The 21,484-nt window shown below is 68.4% G+C and carries 17 protein-coding genes and 1 riboswitch; of the genes, 13 read left to right on the top strand and 4 right to left on the bottom strand.

All coding sequences use genetic code 11. The features are described 5' to 3' along the window. Nucleotides 1-25: 25 nt before the first annotated feature. The 12 genes from gcvH to G3I17_RS14675 all read left to right on the top strand — a co-directional run bounded on the left by gcvH (nt 26) and on the right by G3I17_RS14675 (nt 14,874). A complete protein-coding gene (gcvH, locus tag G3I17_RS14730; RefSeq protein WP_164596578.1) occupies nt 26-406 on the top strand; it encodes a glycine cleavage system protein GcvH in 381 nt (126 codons plus the stop codon). 295 nt (nt 407-701) lie between these two features. Beyond that, complete coding sequence (locus G3I17_RS14725; protein ID WP_164596577.1) at nt 702-1,223, top strand: FHA domain-containing protein; 522 nt, start codon at nt 702-704, stop codon at nt 1,221-1,223. Nucleotides 1,224-1,261: 38 nt separating this feature from the next. Continuing rightward, nucleotides 1,262-1,948: a MerR family transcriptional regulator gene (locus G3I17_RS14720; protein WP_164596576.1), complete on the top strand. Its 687-nt coding sequence runs from the start codon at nt 1,262-1,264 to the stop codon at nt 1,946-1,948. A 78-nt stretch (nt 1,949-2,026) separates the two neighbouring features. Continuing rightward, nucleotides 2,027-2,518: a bifunctional nuclease family protein gene (locus G3I17_RS14715; protein WP_164596575.1), complete on the top strand. Its 492-nt coding sequence runs from the start codon at nt 2,027-2,029 to the stop codon at nt 2,516-2,518. 509 nt (nt 2,519-3,027) lie between these two features. Next, a complete protein-coding gene (locus G3I17_RS14710) occupies nt 3,028-3,528 on the top strand; it encodes a MerR family transcriptional regulator (RefSeq protein WP_203590241.1) in 501 nt (166 codons plus the stop codon). A 21-nt stretch (nt 3,529-3,549) separates the two neighbouring features. Then, nucleotides 3,550-3,647, top strand: a riboswitch (glycine riboswitch). A 71-nt stretch (nt 3,648-3,718) separates the two neighbouring features. Then, the gene (gcvP, locus tag G3I17_RS14705; RefSeq protein WP_164596573.1) at nt 3,719-6,568 is read left to right on the top strand and encodes an aminomethyl-transferring glycine dehydrogenase; all 2,850 of its coding nucleotides are present in this window, start codon (nt 3,719-3,721) and stop codon (nt 6,566-6,568) included. Between the two features lie 67 nt (nt 6,569-6,635). Continuing rightward, nucleotides 6,636-7,937 (top strand): serine hydrolase domain-containing protein, encoded by a 1,302-nt coding sequence (locus G3I17_RS14700; protein ID WP_164596572.1) that lies wholly within the window; start codon nt 6,636-6,638, stop codon nt 7,935-7,937. A gap of 156 nt (nt 7,938-8,093) precedes the next feature. Beyond that, nucleotides 8,094-9,584, top strand: a complete 1,491-nt coding sequence (locus G3I17_RS14695) for a pyridoxal-dependent decarboxylase (protein WP_164596571.1) — start codon at nt 8,094-8,096, stop codon at nt 9,582-9,584. Next, nucleotides 9,581-11,299 carry an IucA/IucC family protein gene (locus G3I17_RS14690; protein ID WP_164596570.1) on the top strand — a complete coding sequence of 573 codons (1,719 nt, stop codon included), beginning with the start codon at nt 9,581-9,583 and terminating at the stop codon, nt 11,297-11,299. Before G3I17_RS14695 ends, G3I17_RS14690 begins: the two co-directional genes overlap by 4 nt. Beyond that, a complete protein-coding gene (locus tag G3I17_RS14685; RefSeq protein ID WP_164596569.1) occupies nt 11,296-11,841 on the top strand; it encodes a GNAT family N-acetyltransferase in 546 nt (181 codons plus the stop codon). Before G3I17_RS14690 ends, G3I17_RS14685 begins: the two co-directional genes overlap by 4 nt. Before the next feature lies 1 nt (nt 11,842). Continuing rightward, nucleotides 11,843-13,135 (top strand): SidA/IucD/PvdA family monooxygenase, encoded by a 1,293-nt coding sequence (locus tag G3I17_RS14680; protein ID WP_164596568.1) that lies wholly within the window; start codon nt 11,843-11,845, stop codon nt 13,133-13,135. Next, nucleotides 13,132-14,874 carry an IucA/IucC family protein gene (locus G3I17_RS14675; RefSeq protein ID WP_164596567.1) on the top strand — a complete coding sequence of 581 codons (1,743 nt, stop codon included), beginning with the start codon at nt 13,132-13,134 and terminating at the stop codon, nt 14,872-14,874. The genes G3I17_RS14680 and G3I17_RS14675 overlap by 4 nt, the downstream gene beginning before the upstream one ends. A 1-nt stretch (nt 14,875) precedes the next feature. Here the strand turns inward: G3I17_RS14675 and G3I17_RS14670 are convergent, their stop codons facing one another. Together G3I17_RS14670 and G3I17_RS14665 are read right to left on the bottom strand one after the other, a co-directional pair. Next, complete coding sequence (locus G3I17_RS14670) at nt 14,876-16,270, bottom strand: amidase (protein WP_164596566.1); 1,395 nt, start codon at nt 16,268-16,270, stop codon at nt 14,876-14,878. A gap of 74 nt (nt 16,271-16,344) precedes the next feature. Continuing rightward, nucleotides 16,345-16,500: a hypothetical protein gene (locus G3I17_RS14665; RefSeq protein WP_164596565.1), complete on the bottom strand. Its 156-nt coding sequence runs from the start codon at nt 16,498-16,500 to the stop codon at nt 16,345-16,347. Nucleotides 16,501-16,841: 341 nt separating this feature from the next. On the opposite strand from G3I17_RS14665, the gene G3I17_RS14660 reads away from it, so the two are divergent. Continuing rightward, nucleotides 16,842-17,783 (top strand): hypothetical protein, encoded by a 942-nt coding sequence (locus tag G3I17_RS14660; RefSeq protein ID WP_164596564.1) that lies wholly within the window; start codon nt 16,842-16,844, stop codon nt 17,781-17,783. 13 nt (nt 17,784-17,796) lie between these two features. Here the strand turns inward: G3I17_RS14660 and G3I17_RS14655 are convergent, their stop codons facing one another. Further along, a complete protein-coding gene (locus G3I17_RS14655) occupies nt 17,797-19,326 on the bottom strand; it encodes a PfkB family carbohydrate kinase (RefSeq protein WP_164596563.1) in 1,530 nt (509 codons plus the stop codon). Nucleotides 19,327-19,415: 89 nt separating this feature from the next. After that, nucleotides 19,416-21,335 carry a hypothetical protein gene (locus tag G3I17_RS14650; protein WP_203590197.1) on the bottom strand — a complete coding sequence of 640 codons (1,920 nt, stop codon included), beginning with the start codon at nt 21,333-21,335 and terminating at the stop codon, nt 19,416-19,418. Between the last annotated feature and the right edge of the window lie 149 nt (nt 21,336-21,484).

The following is a 21,484-nucleotide window of genomic DNA, read 5'->3' as shown; positions in this document are numbered from 1 at the left end:
TTCCCCTTAAAGAAAGAGGACCGAGGTGTACCCCGAAGACCTGAAGTACACGGCCGAGCACGAGTGGGTGAAGGCCGGCGAGGGCCCGGTGCGGGTCGGTATCACCGACTTCGCGCAGGACGCGCTCGGCGACATCGTGTACGTGCAGCTGCCGGAGGTCGGTACCGCTGTCCGGGCCGGCGACTCCTGTGGTGAGCTGGAGTCGACCAAGAGCGTCAGCGACCTGTTCGCGCCCCTCAACGGCACCGTGCGCGCCGTCAACGAGGCACTGGCCGACCAGCCTGACCTGGTCAACACCGACCCGTACGGCGAGGGCTGGCTGCTCGACATCGAGGTGGACGACGACGAGGAGGTCGACGGCCTGATGGACGCCGAGACCTACAAGGGCCAACTCGACCAGAGCTGACAGGGCACTGAGTGCCCTGCGTCCGAAGTTCTCTGAGTGATTGCGGCGCCCAGGCACGCACCTCGCGGCACTTGACGAGCATCCACGATGCTCCGCATCGAGGACGCTCCTCAAGCACCGCGATGCACGCACCTGGGCGCCGCAATCACTCAGAGAACTTCGGACGCAGGGCACTAACTGGTAGGTTCTGTCGGACCTCAACCGCCAGTCGAGGGTTGGGGTCGCAGGCCACACTTGTCATCACGGGGTCAACTGAGAACGTCGCCGGACCGCCGGCGATCGGGAGGATCACAGCATGCCGTTCTGCAACCAGTGCGGGCACGAGAACTCCGAGGGCAGCAAGTTCTGCTCGCAGTGCGGAACGATGCTCCCTGGCGCGGACCGTCCGGTGACCGCCCCTGGCGTGACCGACACCGCGATGCTCGCACCGATCAGCATCGAGCCCGAGACCGAGCGCTTCGAGGTCGGTGAGCAGCTGTCCGCCGAGGACGAGGCCGCCGTCGGCGCGCTGCCGACGGGGTCGGCGCTGCTCATCGTCCAGCGCGGCCCGAACGCAGGCAGCCGGTTCCTGCTCGACGTCGACGTCGTCACCGCGGGCCGGCACCCCGACAGCGACATCTTCCTGGACGACGTGACCGTGTCGCGCCGGCACGCGGAGTTCCGTCGCGACCCGCAGGGCGTGAAGGTCCGCGACGTCGGCAGCCTGAACGGCACGTACGTCAACCGTGACCGGATCGACGAGCTGCAACTGTCGAACGGCGACGAGGTGCAGATCGGTAAGTACCGCCTGGTCTACTACGCCAGTGGTCAGGCCTGATCCGGCAGGCCTGACCGGGGCGGTGGGGTGGGCCTCGAATGAACGCAGCTGACTCTTCTTCAGGGGGCAGCAGCATCGGCGAGGTGCTGCAGCTCCTGCAGACCGAGTTCGCCGACGTCACCATCTCCAAGATCCGCTTCCTCGAGGCGGAGGGGCTGGTGACGCCGGCCCGGACGGCGTCGGGCTACCGCAAGTTCAGCGCCGCGGACATCGAGCGGCTGCGCTATGTGCTGACCGCCCAGCGCGACCAGTACCTGCCGTTGAAGGTGATCAAGGACCACCTCGGCGCGATGGACCGCGGTCTGCGGCCGCCCGCGCCGGGTGGCCGGCCTGCGGCGCCGGAGGAGTTGCCTCAGCCCGCCGGTCTGCCCGATGCGGTGGACTTTTCGACATACGGGACCGAGCTCAAGCTGACCCGCGACGAGTTGCGGGTGGCGGCCGGGATCACCGCTGAGTTGCTGGAGCAGTTGGAGAGCCACAACCTCGTCGTGGCTCGCGGCAACCACTACGACGGCGACGCGATCCTGATCGCCAAGGCGGCCGCCGAGTTCGCGCAGTACGGGATCGAGCCGCGGCACCTGCGGCCGTTCCGGGCTGCCGCTGACCGCGAGGTGGGGCTGATCGAGCAGGTGGTGCAACCGCGGCGGGACGACAAGACGCTCGAGCTGGCCGCGCTCGCGGTTCGGTTGCACGCGGCACTGGTCCGCTCCCGTCTCACCCGCTGACCTGTACTACGGCTGCCGACGGGCCGGGGCCGACCCGTCGGGGCAGCCCCGGCCCGGCCCGCAGAGTAGGCTGAAGGAGTGCGCGAAGTCGACGTGGTCGGAGTCCGGGTTGAGATGCCTTCGAGTCAGCCGATCGTGCTGCTCCGGGAGGTCGGCGGTGAGCGGTACCTGCCGATCTGGATCGGTGCGGCCGAAGCGAGCGCGATCGCTTTCGCCCAGCAGGGGATGGAACCACCCCGGCCGCTGACGCACGACCTGTTCGCGGAGACGATCCGGGTCCTCGGGCACACCCTGAGCCAGGTCCGGATCGTGAACCTGACCGACGGCGTCTTCGAGGCGATCCTGGTCTTCGACGACAAGACCGAGATCTCGGCCCGCCCGTCGGACTCGATCGCGCTCGCCCTGCGCACCGGTACGCCTGTCTTCTGCACCGAGGAGATCCTGGCCGAGGCCGGTATCCCGGTCCCGGACAGCGAGAACGAGGACGACGAGGTCGTCGAGGAAGAAGAAGTCGAACGCTTCCGCGAGTTCCTCGACCACGTAACCCCAGAAGACTTCGACAAAAGCTGAAGTCCCCCCGCGTCGCGGCTCCTGCGTCGCCCGCTCGCCCCACCCACCCCAAGTCCGGCTCCGGACCGGCGTTTGAGGGGTTAACCCCTCAAACGGTGGGTTGCCTCCTCAGACTCCCGCTAGGCAACCCGCCATCTGAGGGGTTAACCCCTCAAACGTTTGGGGCGGTGGTGGTGACGGCGGAGGGTGCGATGCGGGGCGCAGTACAGGCGGGTTTGGGGTTGGCTGGTACAAGGCCGGATAGGTAACGATTCGTATCGGAACCGCGACACGCCTCCGGCTACGTGCGGTTGTCGTTGACCCGGCCTGAGCGGCGGCTTACCTTGAAGGAGTCGTGGGGCCTTGTAACTCCACGGATGTGATCCGTTCCAGTCGGTACCCAGGGAGGCTCAGGCGTGACACGCACCGGCGACACTGATCTGACGGCGCAGTCGACGTCCGAAGCACACGCCGAGGCGGCCGCCAGCGCCGGCGTTCAGGGTCTGCTCTTCGATGACGATCTGTCGCCGATGCCCGATGACGTCGGTTTCCGCGGACCGACGGCGTGCGCCGCGGCCGGTATCACCTACCGTCAGCTGGATTACTGGGCCCGCACCGGACTGGTATCACCGTCCGTGCGCCCGGCCACCGGCTCCGGCACCCAGCGGCTCTACGGCTTCCGCGACGTCTTGTTGCTCAAAGTGATCAAGCGGCTGCTCGACGCGGGTATCTCGCTGCAGCAGATCCGCAGCGCCATCGCCCACCTGAGCAAGCGTGGAATCGATGACCTGACCCAGATCACGCTGATGAGCGACGGCGCGTCCGTCTACATGTGCACCTCGCCCGACGAGGTCATCGATCTGCTGGCCGGCGGCCAGGGAGTGTTCGGGATCGCCCTCGGCGGTGTCTGGCGCGAGGTCGAGGGCTCGCTGTCCGAGCTGCCGACCGAGCGTCTCGACGCGCACGGCGAGACCGACGACCACGCCAACGACGAGCTGGCTGCCCGCCGCCGGGCCCGGATGACCGGCTGAGGTATTCTCTTTCTCAGCCGTACACAACACTCGGGAGAGTCTCAGCAAGCTGGACAGCTGGGCGCCGAAGGGGCAATTCCTCCCCGGAACCTCTCAGGCCCATGGACCGAGTGTCTTAGGCGACTCTGAAGCGCGTGCCGCGTGACAGAGGGGGAGGCCACCGGCAATTGTCAGCAACGGAGCCTCCTCAATGACTGAAACCACTCCCCAGGTGTCGGCCGTTTTCGCCGACCGCCACATCGGTCCGCGCCAGGACGAGATCGCCCGGATGGTGCAGACCCTCGGGTACGCCGATGTCGACGCGCTGGTGGATGCCGCCGTGCCGGCCTCGATCCGGTCGACCGAGCCGCTCCGGCTGCCCGAGCCGGCCTCCGAGGTCGACGCGCTGACCGAGCTGCGTCAGCTCGCCGCGCGCAACAACGTCGCCACCTCGATGATCGGCCAGGGGTACTACGGCACCTTCACCCCGTCGGTGATCGTCCGCCGCTTGGTCGAGAACCCGGCCTGGTACACCGCGTATACGCCGTACCAGCCGGAGATCTCCCAGGGCCGGCTCGAGGCGCTGCTGAACTTCCAGACCGTCGTGTCCGACCTGACCGGCCTGCCGACCGCGAACGCGTCGCTGCTCGACGAGGGCACCGCCGCCGCCGAGGCGATGACGCTCGCGCACCGCTCGAACCGCAAGAGCAAGAGCAACCGCTTCCTGGTCGATGCCGACACCTTCGCGCAGACGATCGCCGTCGTCCAGACCCGCGCCGAGGCACTCGACATCGAGGTCGTCGTCGCCGACACCACGGACGGTCTGCCCGAGGGCGACTTCTTCGGCTTCCTGGTCCAGTACCCCGGTTCCGGCGGCGTCGTCCGCGACCTGAAGCCGCTGATCGCCGCGGCACACGAGCGCGAGACGCTCGTCGCGGTCGCCTCCGACCTACTCGCCCTGACGCTGCTCGAGGCGCCAGGTGAGGCCGGGGCCGACATCGTCATCGGGTCCTCCCAGCGCTTCGGCGTCCCGCTGTTCTACGGCGGCCCGCACGCCGGCTTCATTTCCGTGCGCGCAGGCCTCGAGCGCTCGCTCCCGGGCCGCCTCGTCGGCGTCTCGGTCGACGCGGACGGCGCGCCGGCGTACCGGCTGGCGCTTCAGACGCGTGAGCAGCACATCCGCCGCGAGAAGGCGACCTCCAACATCTGTACCGCGCAGGTGCTGCTCGCCGTTGTCGCGTCGATGTACGCCGTCTACCACGGTCCTGACGGTCTGAAGGCGATCGCCGACCGGGTGCACCGCAACGCGGACAGCCTCGCCGCTTCGCTGAAGGCGGGTGGCGTCGAGGTTGTGCACGACCAGTTCTTCGACACCGTGCTCGCCAGAGTGCCGGGCCGCGCGGCCGACGTCGTCGACAACGCGCGCCAGAACGGTATCTGGCTGCGTCAGGTCGACGCGGACCACGTCGGCATCTCCTGCGACGAGAAGACCGACGCGACCGCGCTCGGCGGGGTCTGCCGTTCCTTCGGCGTCACCTACGACGCGACCCTCGGCGGGATCGACCTCGCCGGGACGGTCACCCGGAACTCGGAGTACCTGACTCACCCGGTCTTCAACACGCACCGGTCGGAGACGGCGATGCTGCGCTACCTGCGCAAGCTGTCGGACTACGACTACGCGCTCGACCGCGGCATGATCCCGCTCGGCTCCTGCACGATGAAGCTGAACGCGACCACCGAGATGGAAGCCGTCACCTGGCCCGAGTTCGCCGACATGCACCCGCTGGCGCCGATCGAGGACGCTGCCGGCTACGTGAAGCTGATCGGTCAGCTGGAGCGCTGGCTGGCCGAGGTGACCGGCTACGCGAAGGTCTCCATCCAGCCGAACGCGGGCTCGCAGGGTGAGCTCGCCGGGCTGCTCGCGATCCGCGGTTACCACCGGGCCCAGGGCAACGAGGATCGCAACGTCTGCCTGATCCCGGCCAGCGCGCACGGCACCAACGCCGCCTCCGCGGTGATGGCCGGGATGAAGGTTGTTGTTGTCAAGGGCAACGATGACGGCACGATCGACCTGGCCGACCTGCGCGCCAAGGCCGACGAGCACGCCGACAAGCTCGCGGCGATCATGATCACCTACCCGTCCACGCACGGCGTGTACGAGGAGAGCGTCACCGATGTCTGCCAGATCGTCCACGACCACGGCGGCCAGGTGTACGTCGACGGCGCGAACCTGAACGCGCTGCTCGGGCTGGCCAAGCCCGGTGAGTTCGGTGGCGACGTGAGCCACCTGAACCTGCACAAGACGTTCTGCATCCCGCACGGCGGCGGTGGCCCGGGTGTCGGCCCGGTCGCGGTCGCCGAGCACCTGGCGCCGTACCTGCCGAACCACCCGTTGCTCGACCAGGCCGGCCCCGAGTCGGGCGTCGGCCCGATCAGCGCGGCGCCGTTCGGTTCGGCCGGCGTACTCGCGATCTCCTGGGCCTACATCCGGATGATGGGCGCCGAGGGGCTGACCTCGGCGACGAAGGCCGCGGTGCTGACGGCCAACTACGTGGCCAAGCGGCTCGAGAACGCGTTCCCGGTGCTCTACACGGGCGAGAACGGGCTGGTCGCGCACGAGTGCATCCTGGATCTGCGGCCGATGACGAAGGAGACCGGTATCACCGTCGACGACGTCGCGAAGCGGCTGGTCGACTACGGCTTCCACGCGCCGACGATGTCGTTCCCGGTGGCGGGCACGCTGATGGTCGAGCCGACCGAGTCTGAAGACCTGGGGGAACTCGACCGCTTCTGCGACGCGATGATCGCGATCAAGCACGAGATCGACCGGGTCGCGGCGGGGGAGTGGCCGGCCGGTGACAACCCGCTGGTCAACGCGCCGCACACCGCGTCGTCGGTGATCAACGACAAGTGGGAGCACGCCTACACCCGCGAGGAGGCCGCGTTCCCGCAGTCGGTCGACCGGACCACGAAGTACTGGCCGCCGGTCCGTCGCATCGACGGCGCCTACGGCGACCGCAACCTGATCTGCTCCTGCCCTCCGCCGGAGTCCTTCGAGTAACGGGACTCGCGACGGGGGCCGGTGCGTCGCATAATGGTCTGCCGACGACCTGCACTGGAGCGTTCGAGTGACTGACGTCCGTCCTGATACCGCTGCCGCCCTGTACGCCGAAGTCGCGGCAGCCCAGAGTGAGTGGAAGTTGCCGTCGATCAACGCCGGCGTGCTGAAGGACGGCGCGCTGGTGTGGACCGCGTCGCGCGGACAGATCGTGGATGGGCGGGGGCTGGCACCCGGTCCGGACGTGCAGTACCGGATCGGGTCGATCACCAAGACGATGACCGCGGTGCTGGTGCTGCAGTGCCGCGACGACGGGTTGCTCGCGCTGACCGATGCGGTGGGCAAGCATCTGCCCGGGGTGGCGTTCGGCGAGCTGACGATCCGGCACCTGCTGGCGCACTCGGGTGGGATGAACGCCGAGCCCGAAGGGCCTTGGTGGGAGCGCAACCCGGGCGTCTCCTTCGAGACGCTGACGGCCGCGATGGATGAGTCGCAGGCGGCCGGCAAACCCGACCGCCGGCACCACTACTCCAACCTCGGCTACGCGTTGCTCGGCGAGATCGTCGCGCAGTTGCGCGGTGCTCCGTGGATGGAGCTGGTGGCGTCGAGGATCCTCGATCCGCTGGAGATGCGCCGGACATCGTACTTCCCGGTGACGCCCGCGGCCCAGGGGTACTCGGTGCATCCGTTCAGCGGGCGGCTCGAGCTGGAGCCCGCATACGATGCCGGTGCGATGGCGCCGGCCGGGCAGCTGTGGAGCACTGTCGAGGACCTCGCCAAGTACGCCGCGTTCTGGATCGACCCCGGCTACGACGTGCTCAACCGGGACACGGTCGACGAGATGGCCGCTCCGGCCGCCGCTGATCCCCGCGAGTCGCTGGCCGCGTCGTACGGGCTCGGTCTGCGGATGCACGCCGACGACCCGCACCTGTTCGTCGGGCACACCGGTTCGATGCCTGGGTTCGTGGCGGGGTTGTTCGTCGACCGGGCCCGGCGGATCGGTGGCGTGACGCTGGCCAACGCGACGTACGGGAAGAGTGCGACCGTGCCGCTCGACCTGATGCGCACGCTGGCGTCGTACGAGCCGCCGCTGCCGGTGGAGTGGGTGCCGGAGCCGGAGCTCGCCCAGGGTGAGGAGCTGCTGGGGCACTGGTACTGGGGCAACACCCCGCTGACGATCTCGGTCGCCGGCGGAATCCTGCAATTGTCGGGTGGGATCACGTGTCGTTTCTCACCACTCGGTCCCGACCTCTACCAAGGCCGCGACGGGTACTTCGCCGGCGAGCGGCTCCGCGTCATCCGTGACGGTGACGCTATAACGCAGCTGAATCTCGCCACTTTCGCCTTGACCCGTACCCCGTACGACCGTTGAGTCGTTCACAGACAACCGCCTCGTCTACCAGACGAGGCGGTTGCTGTGGTGCATCACGCAGGGAACCCCGGTTGACACTCACAGCCCCGGCGTTAGTAGGTTAGGTCTACCTAAGTAAGGGTTGCCTTACTCGACAACTTCCCCAGGAGAAGCTGGATGTCGTCCCTCGACGCACCGCACAGTCCTTTCGATCGCGATCAGCGCGTGGCGGACCGCCGCCGCTGGCCGCTGGCATCGGCCGTGCGGGACAGTAAACGGGGCCCGCTTCCGGCCGGTACGCCGGCTGCTGTGCAGCAGCGGGCAGCCGAGCTGCTCGGTGCGCCGCTGGTGCCGTCGACCGGCGTCGGGGAGTCGGCCGCGCTGGACCTGATCGCTGGTCTGCTCGATCGGGATGGGATCGATCTCAGTCACCCTCACGCGGCGGCTCATCTGCAGCCGCCGGTGCTCCAGGTCGCCGTGGACGCCGACGCGCTGGCGTCCGCGAGCAACGCCTCGATGGACACCTACGACTCGGGCCCGGCGACGCTGGCGATCGAGCAGTGGGTGGTCCGGGCGCTCGCGACGATGGCCGGTTTCGGCCCGGCCGCCGATGGCGTGCTCACCCCTGGCGGGTCGATCTCCAACCTGCTCGCCGTACTGATCGCCCGCGACAGCGCGGCCGCCGCGCTCGGCATCGACGTCCGGCGGAACGGCCTGGCCGGCTTGGAGAAGCCGGTCGTGTTCTGCTCCGAGCTCGCCCACTTCTCCGTCCAGCGGGCGTGTGCAGCGCTCGGGCTCGGCGAGGATGCGGCCATCACGATCCAGGCCGACGGCGACTTCCGGCTGCGCCCGGACATCCTGTCCGACGAGCTGGGCAAGCCCGGCCGGACGCCGATCGCCGTGGTCGCGACCGCCGGTACAACCGACTACGGCTCGATCGACCCGATCGCGGAGATCGCCGGGCTGGCGCGACAGCATGGCGCCTGGGTGCACGTGGACGCGGCGTACGGGTTCGGCGCGTTGTTCTCGGACCGGCTCGCGCCGCTGCTCGCCGAGCTGCCGTTCGCCGATTCGGTGACGCTGGACCTGCACAAGATCGGCTGGCAGCCCGCCGCCACCAGCATGCTGCTCGTCGCGGACCGGGACCGGTTCGCCGCTCTCGGGCGCTCGGTGGACTATCTGAACCCGGCCGACGACATCGATTCCGGGCTGGACGGGTTGCTCGGCCGCAGCCTGCAGACCACCCGCCGGCCGGACGCGGTGAAAGTCGCCACCACGCTGACGGCATACGGCCGGGCCGGACTGGGCAAGATGCTCGACACCTGTCACGAGCTCGCGCACGCCGCCGCGGCCCGGGTCGTTGCCGACAGCCAGCTCGAGTTGCTGGCGCCGGTGACCTTGACCACGGTGTTGTTCCGGGTCGCGGGACGGGGCCTGGCGGCGGCCGAGCTGGACGCCGTCCAGGGCGAGGTCCGGCGCCGGTTGCTGACGTCGGGGCGGGTGCTGATCGGCCGGACCAGGATCCCGGCCCGGGGCGGCCGTCCGGCGGCGGTCGCGTTGAAGCTGACGTTGCTGAACCCGAACGCGACCGTGACGGATATCGAGGACCTGCTCGACCAGGTCGTGGCCACCGGTCACGACGTCTTGTCTCGCGAGGGAGCAGCGTGATCTCACCGACCTCACTGGCCGTCGAAGCCCATCTCAATGCGATTCTGCGGTGCTACACGCGGGAGGCGTCGGTCCCGGTCTCGGCCGGTCCGCTGACGCTGGAGGTCGGCTCCTCGGCCTTGACGGCGACGGTGCGGCACGCGTCGAAGACCGGGCTGCACCAGTTCGCCGAGGTCCGCGTCGACGGTGCCTCGGTGAGTCCTGAGCAGCTCGTCCGGTTGCTGTCCGTCGGCGCCGACCCGGCCGAGATCGACGACCTCGCAGCGCGTACGGCGGAGTCGGTCCGCAACGTGACCGTCTTCGTATCCGGCCGGCAGGCTGACCAGGAAGACGGCCAGGAAGACGGCCGGCAAGCCGGCAAGGACGCGGGCCAGGGTGGTCTGAGGCGCTTCCAGGCTGGTCGTTTTCTCGAGGCCGAGCAGGCGTTGCTGTTCGGCCATCTGAACCACCCGGCTCCGAAGAGCCGAGACGGGTTGAGCGGTGCCGAGCTGACGGCGTACTCGCCGGAGCTCGGTGGCCGCTTCGCGGTGCACTGGTTCGCTGTCGACGCCGAGCTGGTGTCCTCGGACCAGGTGGTCGGCGCGCCATCACTGCAGGGACTGGACGCCTTGCAGCTGATGGCCGCGCTGGCCGGCATCACTCCTCCTTCTGGCCGCGTGCTCGTGCCGGCGCATCCGTGGCAGGCCAATGACGTGCTGAAGCGCCCACGGGTCGCCGCACTGATCGCCGACGGCCGGATGGAGCCGCTGGGACCGCTGGGCGCGAAGTGGTACCCGACGTCGAGCCTGCGCACGGTCTACCACCCGGACCTCCCGGTGATGCTGAAGCTGTCACTCGGACTGCGCATCACGAACTCCAAGCGCGAGTCGACGCCGACAGAGCTGCGCCGTGGCCTGGAGATCAACCGCCTCCTGGACTCCGCCTACAACGCCGGTACTGCGACCGCGTACCCGCGCTTCTCCATCGTGCGCGACCCGGCCTGGGTGGCACTCGACGAGGGCGGCCCGTTGCTGACCGGGTTGGACGTCGCCGTGCGCGAAGTACCGGCTGGTGTCGACAGCTACGCGTGCCTGGCCGGTCTGGTCGCGCCGCGGCCGGGGGAGCTCAGTCGGCTGGGTGCTGCGGTGGCTGGTCATGGCGATGGCGGTGCAGAGGCGTGGGTGGCGTCGTACGTGGACGAGGTGCTCGTCCCGATGCTCCACCTGTACGCCGAGACGGGGATCGGGCTGGAGGCGCATCAGCAGAACACGCTGGTTCGCCTGGACGACGCAGGACGGGTCGCGGGTGGGGCCTACCGGGACAACCAGGGCTATTACCTCGCCTCGTCGTACCTGCGTGGCCTGCTGGACGTCACTGGGCTGAGCGACTCGACACTGGCTGTGGTGGACGACGCGATCGTCGACGACCGGCTGACCTACTACCTGCTGCACAACCAGGCGCTGGCCGTGGTCGGCACCCTGGCGGTGGATGGGCTGGCTGCTGAGGACGCGCTGCTTGGCGTCGTCCGCGACCGGCTGTCGGAGGCTCTGGCATCGCTGAAGGCCGCTGGCCCTGACGGCGACCGCCTGGCGCAGCGTTGGCTGTCTGCCGATCAGCTGCCCTGCAAGGCGAACATGATGACTCGCCTGCGCGGCATCGACGAGGTAGTGGCTCCGCTGGACGCGCAGTCGGTCTATCTGGAGGTTCCCAACCCCCTCCGGCTGGGCGCGCTGTGAGGTGTGACGTCGCACCGCTGCTGCATCTGGACAGCGGCTTCGACCTGCGCCCTGCCACGACGGCCGATGCCTCGACCATTGCTTGGTGGATGGTCCAGCCGCACATCCTGAAGTGGTGGGAGCAGGACTGGTCGGTCGAGCGGTGGGCGCAGGCGATCGAGGAGCAGCTAGCGGGGGTGCACTCGATCCCTTGCCTGATCTCGATGCATGGCGAGTCCATCGGCTACGCGGAGCTCTACCGGGTCCGCCACGACCGGCTGGCGGAGTACTACGCCTGGCATGAGCACGACTGGGGCGTCCACGTGGCGATCGGCGACACCAACCTGCTCGGCCGGGGGCTCGGCCGTCGGCTGCTTCGCGCGCTGGCCGACGCCTTGCTCCGCGCCGATCCGCTCAGCGAGCGAGTGGTCGCCGAGCCCGATATCACCAATCTTCCGTCGGTTCGCGCGTTCGAGGCGGCCGGCTTCGTCACCCAAGGGGAGCTCGAGCTGCCCGAGAAGAGAGCACTACTGATGGTCCGCACCCGGACAGTGGAGGCCTGAGATGAGTACCGAGCCGTACGACGTGATCGCGATCGGGTGTGGCCCCTTCAACCTGGGCCTGGCCGCGCTGGCCAGTGGCGTGGACGAGGTGAAGCTGGCGGTGCTGGACAGCCGGCCCGAGTTCACCTGGCATCGGGGCCTGATGTTCGGGGACGCGATGCTGCAGGTGTCCTTCCTGGCCGACCTGGTCAGTCTGGTGGAGCCTGCGCACCCGCTGTCGTTCCTGTCGTACCTGCGCGACAACGACCGGCTGTACCAGTTCTACGTGCGGGAGAAGTTCCACCCGACGCGGCAGGAGTACGAGGCCTATCTGCGCTGGTGTGCGGCGCAGCTTGACTCGCTGCACTTCGGGCACAACGTGGTCGAGGTGGTGTTCGACGACGACGCGTTCACGCTGACAGTGGAGCGTGCCGGATCGGTGGAGGTCTTCAGGGCCCGACACCTGGTACTAGGCGTCGGTACTGAGCCTGCCGTGCCAGCTGCCCTTGCCGACTTGCCGGAGGAGCGGTTCCTGCACTCCGCCGACTACCTGTATCGCCGGGACGACCTACTGCGGGCCGGGCGGGTGACAGTGGTCGGATCGGGCCAGTCCGGCGCCGAGTGCGCACTGGACCTACTGCGGGCCAATGCGGCTGGTGGGCCTGGCGTGAGCTGGCTGACGCGTACTGCGGCCTACACCCCTCTGGACTACTCCAAGCTGGTGCTGGAGATGACGACGCCGTCGTACATCGACTACTTCCACGCGTTGGGGGAGTCGACCCGCGATCGCCTCGTCAAGGATCAGTGGCGGCACTACAAGGGCATCTCCTCGGACACCTTGGAGGAGATCCACGACGTGCTCTACCAGCGAGACCTCGGTACTTCGGCTGTGGCGCCGGTCGAGTTGCAGGTCGGTGTGGCCGTGGAGTCCGCAGTAGCGCGTGCTGACGGCATCGAGCTGACCATGCGGCACACCGACAGCGGGCGGACCTTCCAGCACCTGACAGACGCAGTAGTGGCAGCCACTGGCTACCGCAACCGCCCGCTGCCGTTCTTCGCTGCCCTGGACCCGCTGGTGCACAGAGACGCTGCCGGGCGCTGGGTGGTGAACCGCGACCACAGCATCAGCACCGACGACCCACTGACCGGCAGGCTGTTCGTCGCCAACGCAGACCTACACACTCACGGCGTGGCAGCGCCCGACCTGGGCATCGGGGCGATCCGCAACGCCACAATCCTCAACAGCGTCGCAGGTCGCGAGGTCTTCCGGCTGCCCAAGTCCACTGCCTTCACGAGCTTCTCCGTCCCGGGATGAGCTGGACCGAGAGCTCCTCGGAGCTACTGGCCAAACTGATCTCGCAGCTCTGCACCGAAGACCTCCTGCAGCCCGATGGCGATCGCCTGTCGTTCGGCACAGCGACCTACACCTTCTCCTCGACCCGCGGCGGCTTCGGTAGCTATCGAGTGGTCCCCGGCTCCGTACGCCGTACTGCGGCCGGCATCCTCGGCAACGACGAGAGCGAGGAGGCCACCGACCCTGTGCAGTTCCTGGTGGACGCTGCTGAAGCGCTAGGGATCTCCGGATCCACAGTGGCCGGCTACGTGGCAGAGCTCTCGAGCACACTCGCTGCCGACGTACGTCTCGCCTCTACCGCTGTCCCCAACGCAGAGCTGATCGGCCTGGACCACACAGGCTTGGAAGGCCACCTCACCGGCCACCCTCTCCTAGTGGCTAACAAGGGACGCCTCGGCTTCTCCGCCGCCGACAGCCTCCGCTACACCCCAGAAGCCCGTACTCCGGTCCGCCTGGTCTGGCTCGCCGTACGACGCGGGCTCGCCGAGTTCCGCGGAACCCCGGAGCTGTCCGAGCATGCCGTGGTCGGCCAGGAGTTGGACCCGGCCGCTCTGGACGCCTTCCGCGCCAAGCTGGTCGACCCGGACTCGTACGTGTGGCTCCCTTGTCATCCGTGGCAGCTCGACCACGTAGTACGGACGCAGTGGGCCCGTGAGCTGGCCACTGGCGAGATCGTGGAGCTGGGGGAGGGGCCTGACGACTACCGGCCGACCCAGTCGATCCGCACGATGGTGAACGTGTCCCAGTCGCAGCGATATCAGGTGAAGCTGCCGCTGAAGATCCTGAACACCTCTGTCTACCGGGGCATCCCGCCGCACTGCTCGCTGGCGGCACCGATGGTCACCCAATGGCTGCGCGGCATCTGGTACCGCGACGAGCTCTTCAACCGGCTGGGGACCGAGCTGCTCGGCGAGGTCGCGTCGGTGACCGTCCGCCATCCACAGCTGTCCGACGGAGTCCCGTACCAGTGGACGGAGACTCTCGGCTGCATCTGGCGAGACCCGCTGACCCCACGCCTGCAGCCAGCCGAGACGGCATGGCCACTGGCCGCCATACTGCATAGAGACACCTCTGGCGCCCCTTTGGTGGCAGCCCTGATCGCCGCCTCCAACACAGACGCCACCACCTGGCTAGCCGACCTGATCTCCACCCTCATCCGCCCCCTTCTCCACCTGATGCACCACTACGGCATCACCGTGAACCCGCACGGCGAAAACCTCTCCATCATCTGCACCCCCGAAGGCCGACCGTCCCGCCTGGTCATCAAAGACCTGATCGACGACGTCAACATCTCCACCACCCCCATCCCGGCCCGCGGCCCAGAACCCGACTCCCACGCCCGAGTCCTCCCACGCAAGCCCTGGCACATCCTCCGCCAATACCTCGTAGACGCCCTCTTCCTCGGCGTCCTCAACCCCTTGGCAGACGTCCTCGCGGCCGCGGAACTCCTGTCGCCGGACATCTTCTGGGGCACCCTTCGTGGCGAACTCGAGGCGTACGCGGACGAGTACCCCGAACACGCGGACCGACTCGCCGCCACCGACCTGCTGGGCGAGACCTTCGCCCGCTATCCCTTGAACGGCTACCGCTTGACCCTCGGCTACGCCGACCTCGACACCCGTCCGCCCATCCCCGTCACCGGCCGGATGCCGAATCCCCTATACACAGTCCGGTCCATCCCGCCCACCAGGAAGTGGTGAACTAGGGCCCGGTGGGCGGCCCATGGCGCCACAATTGCAGCTCCTCGTCGATCAGAATCCCAAGGCCCAGCAGCTCCGCCTCGCGTTCGGGGAGGCCTGCCAGCGACAGCCCGACGGGGAGGCCGCGGTCGTCGAAGCCGGCCGGCACGCTCAGTGCCGGGAAGTCCGCGATGGACCAGGGCACCGACAGGCGGATCCGTGGCCCCTTGGGCGGAAGGCTCGGATCGATCAGCGGCGGCGGCGCGTCGATCGTCGGGTGCGCGATCGCGTCCAGCCGGTGCTTGACCATCAGTCGTCGCCAGCGCCGCGACCAGTCGTCGCGGAGCAGCAGCGCCTCTTCGTAGCGTTCGCGGCTGATGGCTTCGCCCTTCCGGACCCGCTCGCGCACCTGTGGGGTGTAGAGGTGGCTGTGTGGCACGAGCAGATCGTGGATCTGGTGCGCCTCGGTCTCGTTGATCGTGTCGAAGACACCGAGGTTCTTCGCCAGTACTACGGCCGCGTTCGCCGGTGCCGCGATCTCCACGAGCTCGGCGCCGCGATCGACCAGGATGCCGAGCGCCTGCTGGCAGACCTTCGCGATCCGGTCGTCGACCTTCCGCCAGGACATCTCCAGCGGAAGTCCGATCCGGATCCCACGGATGTCTCTCGGTGCCTTGTCCGGGTACCGCGGTACGGGCTCGTCGCGACTGCCAGGGTCGCGCGGATCGTAGCCGGCCAGAACGCGCAGCAGCACCGTGAGGTCGCGCATCCTGCGGGCCATCGGACCCGCGACATCGAACGACGGGCTGAGCGGGATGGCGCCGTAGCGCGAGATCCGGCCGCGGGCGCTGCGCAAGGTGCACACGCCACAAGCGGAGGCCGGGATCCGCAGCGATCCACCGGTGTCGGTGCCCGTCGCGATCGGTGCCATCCGGCCCGCGAGGGCAGCCGCCGAGCCGCCCGACGAACCGCCGGGAGTCCGGGTGATGTCCCAAGGGTTGGCAGTCGGCGGAGACGCGGTCCCGTAGGCGAACTCGTGAGTGGTCGACTTGCCCAGCAGCCCCGCGCCCGCGCCGGCGAGCCGCTCCCAGACGGCGGCGTCCTCGGTCGGGATGTACTTCGCCAGAATCCGGCTGCCGGCGGTGGTCAGCACGCCTCGCGTCAGGAAGACGTCCTTCATGACGACCGGTACGCCGGCGAGCGGGCCGACCTCGGCACCGGCTGCCCGCGCCTCGTCCGCCCGCACCGCCGCGTCCAGGGCGAGGTCTTGGGTCAGGGTGACGAAGGCCCGCAGCGTCGGCTCGGTCAGCTCGATCCGGTGCAGACAGTCCAGGACGAGTTCGCGCGCGGACAGCTTGCGGCGCTCCAGTAGCTGGAGCACCTCGACCAGGCTGAGATCGGCGGCATCGTCACTCATCCTGTCGAGCCTACGAAAAGAACCCGCCCGGTGATGGTCCGGGCGGGTCGTGGGCGGTGCGGTCGGGGGCCGGGTCAGCCGTGGACCGCCGATGCGACGTTGTAGACACCGAAGCAGAACACCATGATTACCCCGAAGAGGAGAATGAAGAGAATCTGCTTCCAGAAGGAGATCAGGAGTACCGCGGAGGCCAGGACGACGACGGATACGATGAACTCGTTGTGAGGCATGGCATTCCTCTTCTCTTGTTTCACTTCCTGTCGAGCGGTTGATTTTCGCCCTCAGTGGGTTAGATTGGGGCGATCCGTGGTGCTGTTCCCTCACTATTAGTGAAGGCCACGACAAAAGGTTGTCAATCCGGCAGTGTTGGTCATGACAAATGCGTGGATGACGCCGACTTGGTGATCGTGCGGCGGCTTTTGGCGGCTCCCGGCCTGCTGCCGCCCCGCCAGTTGGCAGGCAGTTCCTGCCAATTGGCAGAAACTGTCACCAGAACGCCTTCCAGCGGCGAACTCGTTGCGGCGCGGGCCGAATTTGCGGTGTCGAGGCAACTTTCCGCTAGCATTCTCGAGTGGTAACGAGCGCCGCCGGCAAGGCGGTTTCCGCACGAGTCCCGACCCCCCACCACCCGGCTCGGTTCTCGCTGGCCGATTGCCGTCAGGATGACTCTGCTTTCACCGAGCTGCGCCGGCAGACCCTGTACCGCTTCGCCGTGGAGTCGCGCGCGCTGACGGTCCGGACCTTGTTGCATCTGCCCCGGGTGGCCCTGCATAGCGGGACCGTGACAAGAGGCCAGATCCGTGCGGAGATGGAGCGGAACGCCGCCCGGCTGGTGTCCGACCACGAGCGGATCCGCGACCTGATCCCGACCAACCAGTACCCGTTGCCGGATCTGCGTTTCGTCCAGCTGGGCAGCCTCCAGGCGAACGCGATCTTCAGCAACCTGCACTATCTGCGCAGCGCCCGGGCGGGATCGATCAACTTCGCGCTGATCGATCCGGTGACCCGGCGGCCGGTGACGCTGTGCAGTGTCTCGCCGCTGGAGTGGCTCCGGGTCGGCCGGCAGATCCACACCCAATTCGACCTACCGCGGTCGGCGGTCTGGGACGTCTCCCGCGTCTACTCGTTCAACGTAGCGCCGGTGAATGCGATTTCCTACCTACTCGGCAAGGTCCGGCAGGTGATCCGCCGGGAGTATCCTGCGGTCGAATTGCTGACCACGGCCGTCGATCCCAACCTGGGTTTCGTCGGGGCCAGTTACCGGGCCGCCAACTGGCATCCCTGGATGTCCATCGAGCCGCGTCCCTACCTTTATGTCGACGGTATCTACGCCAGCCCACGTCAGCTCCGGACCCAGTTCGGCGGGGCGAATCTGAACGAATTGCGGGCGAAGTTTCCGGGCACCTTCGAGCAGAGCCGGGCGAAGCTGCTGGACTCGGTGATCTACTGCTGCCGGGTGCGCCGTGAGACCGAGCCCGTCGCGGACGAGCTGCGCCGCAGACTCCGCCGCTGAGCTGAGCGCGCTGCTACCCCCTGCCGAACAGGGAGCGGCTGAGCAGGGCGTCGACGCGGGCGCGGTCGGGCATCGAGTTCGTCAGGGGGAAGTCGGCCGTCGCGCAGGTCATTGCCGCGGCGGCCCACAGGGCGACGTCGGCGGAGAACACCCGCTCGTTGTCGATCAGTTTTGCGGCGAGGGCGGCGCAGAAGGCATCTCGGGCAGCCGAGGACTCCTTGTAGATCGAGGGGATCGTCGGCACGCTGAGAACGTCGTGCGCCGTGCCGGAGTACACCGTGCAGCCACCGTTGACGAGCATGCAGAGCGTCTCGACGCCGATGGCGAGCAGGTTCCTGGCGACCGGGTCGGGATCGAACGGCCCGCGGCCCTGCGAGGTGAAGTGGCCGAGCTCCCAGGGATGCGCGACCAGATAGTCGATCCGCGAGAAGGTGTCGCGGGAGATGCGTTCGTCGACGTACGGCTGGCCCGGGGTGACCATCACGAGCGGCCGGTTGGCCGGGTCCTGATGGACCAGGGCGAGCGTGCGCTGCATCGTTTCCCGCGGTACCTCGAAGGTGACCAGCAAGACATCGCAGGCCGCCAGTTCGCGCTGCCGGTCCTCGACGTCCTCCTCGGTGATCTGGACTGCCGCCTGGTTTCGCCAGTTGACCGCGATGCTGTCGCCCAGCTCCATCTCGAAGATGCCGGTGAAGGGCGTCTTCTTCCCGGTCACGCGCTTGATCAGCCCCGTGTCGACGCCCTCGTCCTCCAGGTACTCGACGATCTCGTCGCCGAAGTGATCGTCGGCGATCGCTGCGACGAGGGATACCTGAAGCCCCAGCCGGGCCGCGGCGACGGCCTGGCTGAGGCCTTTGCCGCCGGGTGAGAGATCGAATCCATACGCTTCGCTCGAGGTCTCCGGCACGGGCAGCGTCTTGGTCCGGAAGGTGGCGTCCATCACCGCGCCGCCGACGACGACCACCCGGCCTTGCGGTCGTTGAGTGTCCGGAGTGGCGCCATCGGCGGCCGGCAGCACGGCCTTGGATCCGGCCGAGTAGACGTTGCGCCGGATCAGTTGGTTGGCCAGCTCACGTAGTACGGCGGGCTCTGTGGTGCCACGCAAGGCGCGGTCACTCGGCGGATCGTCGTGCGGCACGCCGAGCGCCTGATGGAGCTGAGCCCAGTACTTGAGCAGCATCTCGCGACGCGTACCCAGGGAACCGTGATAGAGCGAGCGGACGATCCGGTCGTCCACCCCGGCGCGTGCATAGGCCTCGGTGTGCAATCCCAGTGCGAGGGTGGCGTCCGCGACGATCTGCTGGCGGCCGGACATGTCGTCGCGGACGCAGTGGATGATGAGCTCGAGTGCGGCCGCGGGCGGCTCCATCTCGTGGACGATCGCGAATCGCCGGGTGGCGGCCAGTCCGAGAAGAGGGGCCGCGTGGGTCTTCCGGCCTGCGTTCAAGCGGTCGACGGTCAGACCGTCGTGGGTCCGCAGCTTCTCGAGCAGATTGGCCAGCAGGAGCGCGTCAGCTCGCTCCTTGGCACTGAGATTCGTCATTCGGCCCCCGGGTCGGCATGTCGTCGCATTGGTCATTATGCGGACGCTCATCGCACGGCGGAAGGGCGACCGTCGGTCGCAGCAATGGTTCAGCGCAGGGCGGTCAGCCAGCGGGCGGCTTGTTTGGCGTTTTGCAGGCGGCGTTCGTAGGTGGCGCCGACGGTGAGGAGGACCAGGCCTGCGGTGGCGAGGGTGATCCAGCGAGGGATCAGCGGGGCTACCTCCAGGAATTGCCAGAGGGCGATCTTGAGGAGGACGGTGGCGCCGATGACGAAGGGCGCCTGGAGGGACTGGCGGGTGCCGATCAGGATGATCGCCAGGGCGGCGGCCACTACGAAGGTGGTGCGGAGGTAGTCGTAGTTGCTGTTGGCAATTAGTGCTGAGGGGACCAGGCCGAGGAGCAGGCCGGGGCCGAGGTAGGTCCAGCTGGGCTGGTTGCGCCAGCCGTAGAGGCCGATGGCGAGCATTACGACGGCGGGTGGCACCGTGAACCACTCGACGGTGGTGGCGCCCGCGCCGAGGACGAAGGCGGTGTTGGCGAAGATGAGCAGGAGGCCGGCCAGCAGCAGCGCTTGGCGGCGCGCGGGTCGCATGCCGTAGGCAACCAAGGGGGCCGCGGCGACGGTGAGCACGATGCCGGTGAGCGTCGCGCTGGAGTCGAGGATGGCAATCAGCTCGGCGATGGTGATCGCGCTGAGCGCGGGCCACAAGAGAGCGCGTTCGAGTGGCGAGCTGCCCAGCGGCCCGTCGCTGGGCAGCTCGGTGACCAGGCAGGCAGCGGCGATCGAAAGGGCACCGGTCACGGCTAGCGTGATCGCGCCGGTCCACAGGTCGAAGAGCCCGTCATAGGTGACCAGCACGATCGCGAGTTGGGCCGCGAAGCTTGCGGTGATCGCGGCGGCCGGCGGCCGCAGCCGCTTGCGCCAGACGGCGACGAGCGCCAGCGCCGCCACGATCGCGGACATCAGGCCGAGCTGCACGAGGTCGGTGAGGCTGAAGTAGAGCAAAAGGTTGACTGAGGCAACAACTGCGGTCGCGGTCGACAACACAGCAGCCGGTACGCCGGTCCGCTTGGCCACCAGGAGAACCGTCAACGCGAGAGCGGTGGCGAGGCCGGTGTCCAGCCACCGGCCGGCGGTGGGGATTTGCGGGAGACACAGCGCCAGCGCGAGCGCGGCAGCCGCCGTACAGGCGGATTCGCCGAGGGCGGGCGGGAGAGCTCGGGGGAGCGCGATCTTGCGGAGGAGGAAGACGCCGACGAGTGCGGCGAAGCAGGTGGCGCCGGTGGTGGCGAGGACGGGAGAGAGCGCTGTCGCGGAGCCGTCGAAGAGGTCTTGGAGATCTGGGCGGATGCCAGGCGAGTGGTGTGCGACCAGGCTCAGGCAGACGCGAACGCAGCCGGTGATCATCAGGGCCCAGAAGACGACGGCGGAGCAGATGGCGCCGGTGACGCGGACGATCTTGGTGCCCAGCGCCGACCAGTACAGGGTGATCGCGACCTGGGCGAGCAGGCTGAGCAGGAAGGGTGCCAGGTCGAGGTGGTCGGCCAGGAGGAAGGGCAGCGGGAACTGGCCGATGATGACGGCGGCGACACCGTACGTGACCACGGTGGGCGCGATGCGGGACATCAAGAGGTTGATCGCGGCAACCAATGCTGCGGCCAGGCCGAAGTAGGTGAGGCCGTCGACGGTCTCGGGGGAGATCAGGCCGAGCGCGCGGGCGCCGTACAGGTCGACGGTGAGCAGGCCGGTGCCGAGGATGGCGAGGGCCTCGGCGGTACCGGTGAGCCTGTGGCGCGCGGCGGGGACCGAGCCGGCCAGGGCGAGCGCGGCGAGGGTGGCGATGATCGACGCCTGGACGGAGACGGACAGGCTGTCCCACGTGACGGCGAGGAAGGTGACGCCGGCGGCGAGCAGGAGAAGGACACCGAGGCTGAGAAGCGTTGCCTGCGGGCTCAACCGCCTGCGCGGCCGGCGAGCCTTCTGCGGCCTCGGCGGAAGCGGGGGCATGGGCTGTGCCGGCGCTGCGGGCCTGGGAATCGTCATCGGGGGGAGGACGCGCGGCGGAGGCGCGGTCTGGGGTGCGGTCTGGGGTGCGGGCGCCTGCAGTGGCGGAGGCGTGGCCAGATGGACGTCCAGGTGGAGTTGGGTGTGGCAGA

Source organism: Streptomyces sp. SID13031, from assembly GCF_010548305.1.
In the GTDB taxonomy this organism is placed as follows: Bacteria; Actinomycetota; Actinomycetes; order Propionibacteriales; family Kribbellaceae; genus Kribbella.
This window is presented reverse-complemented; position numbering and strand designations above follow the sequence as displayed.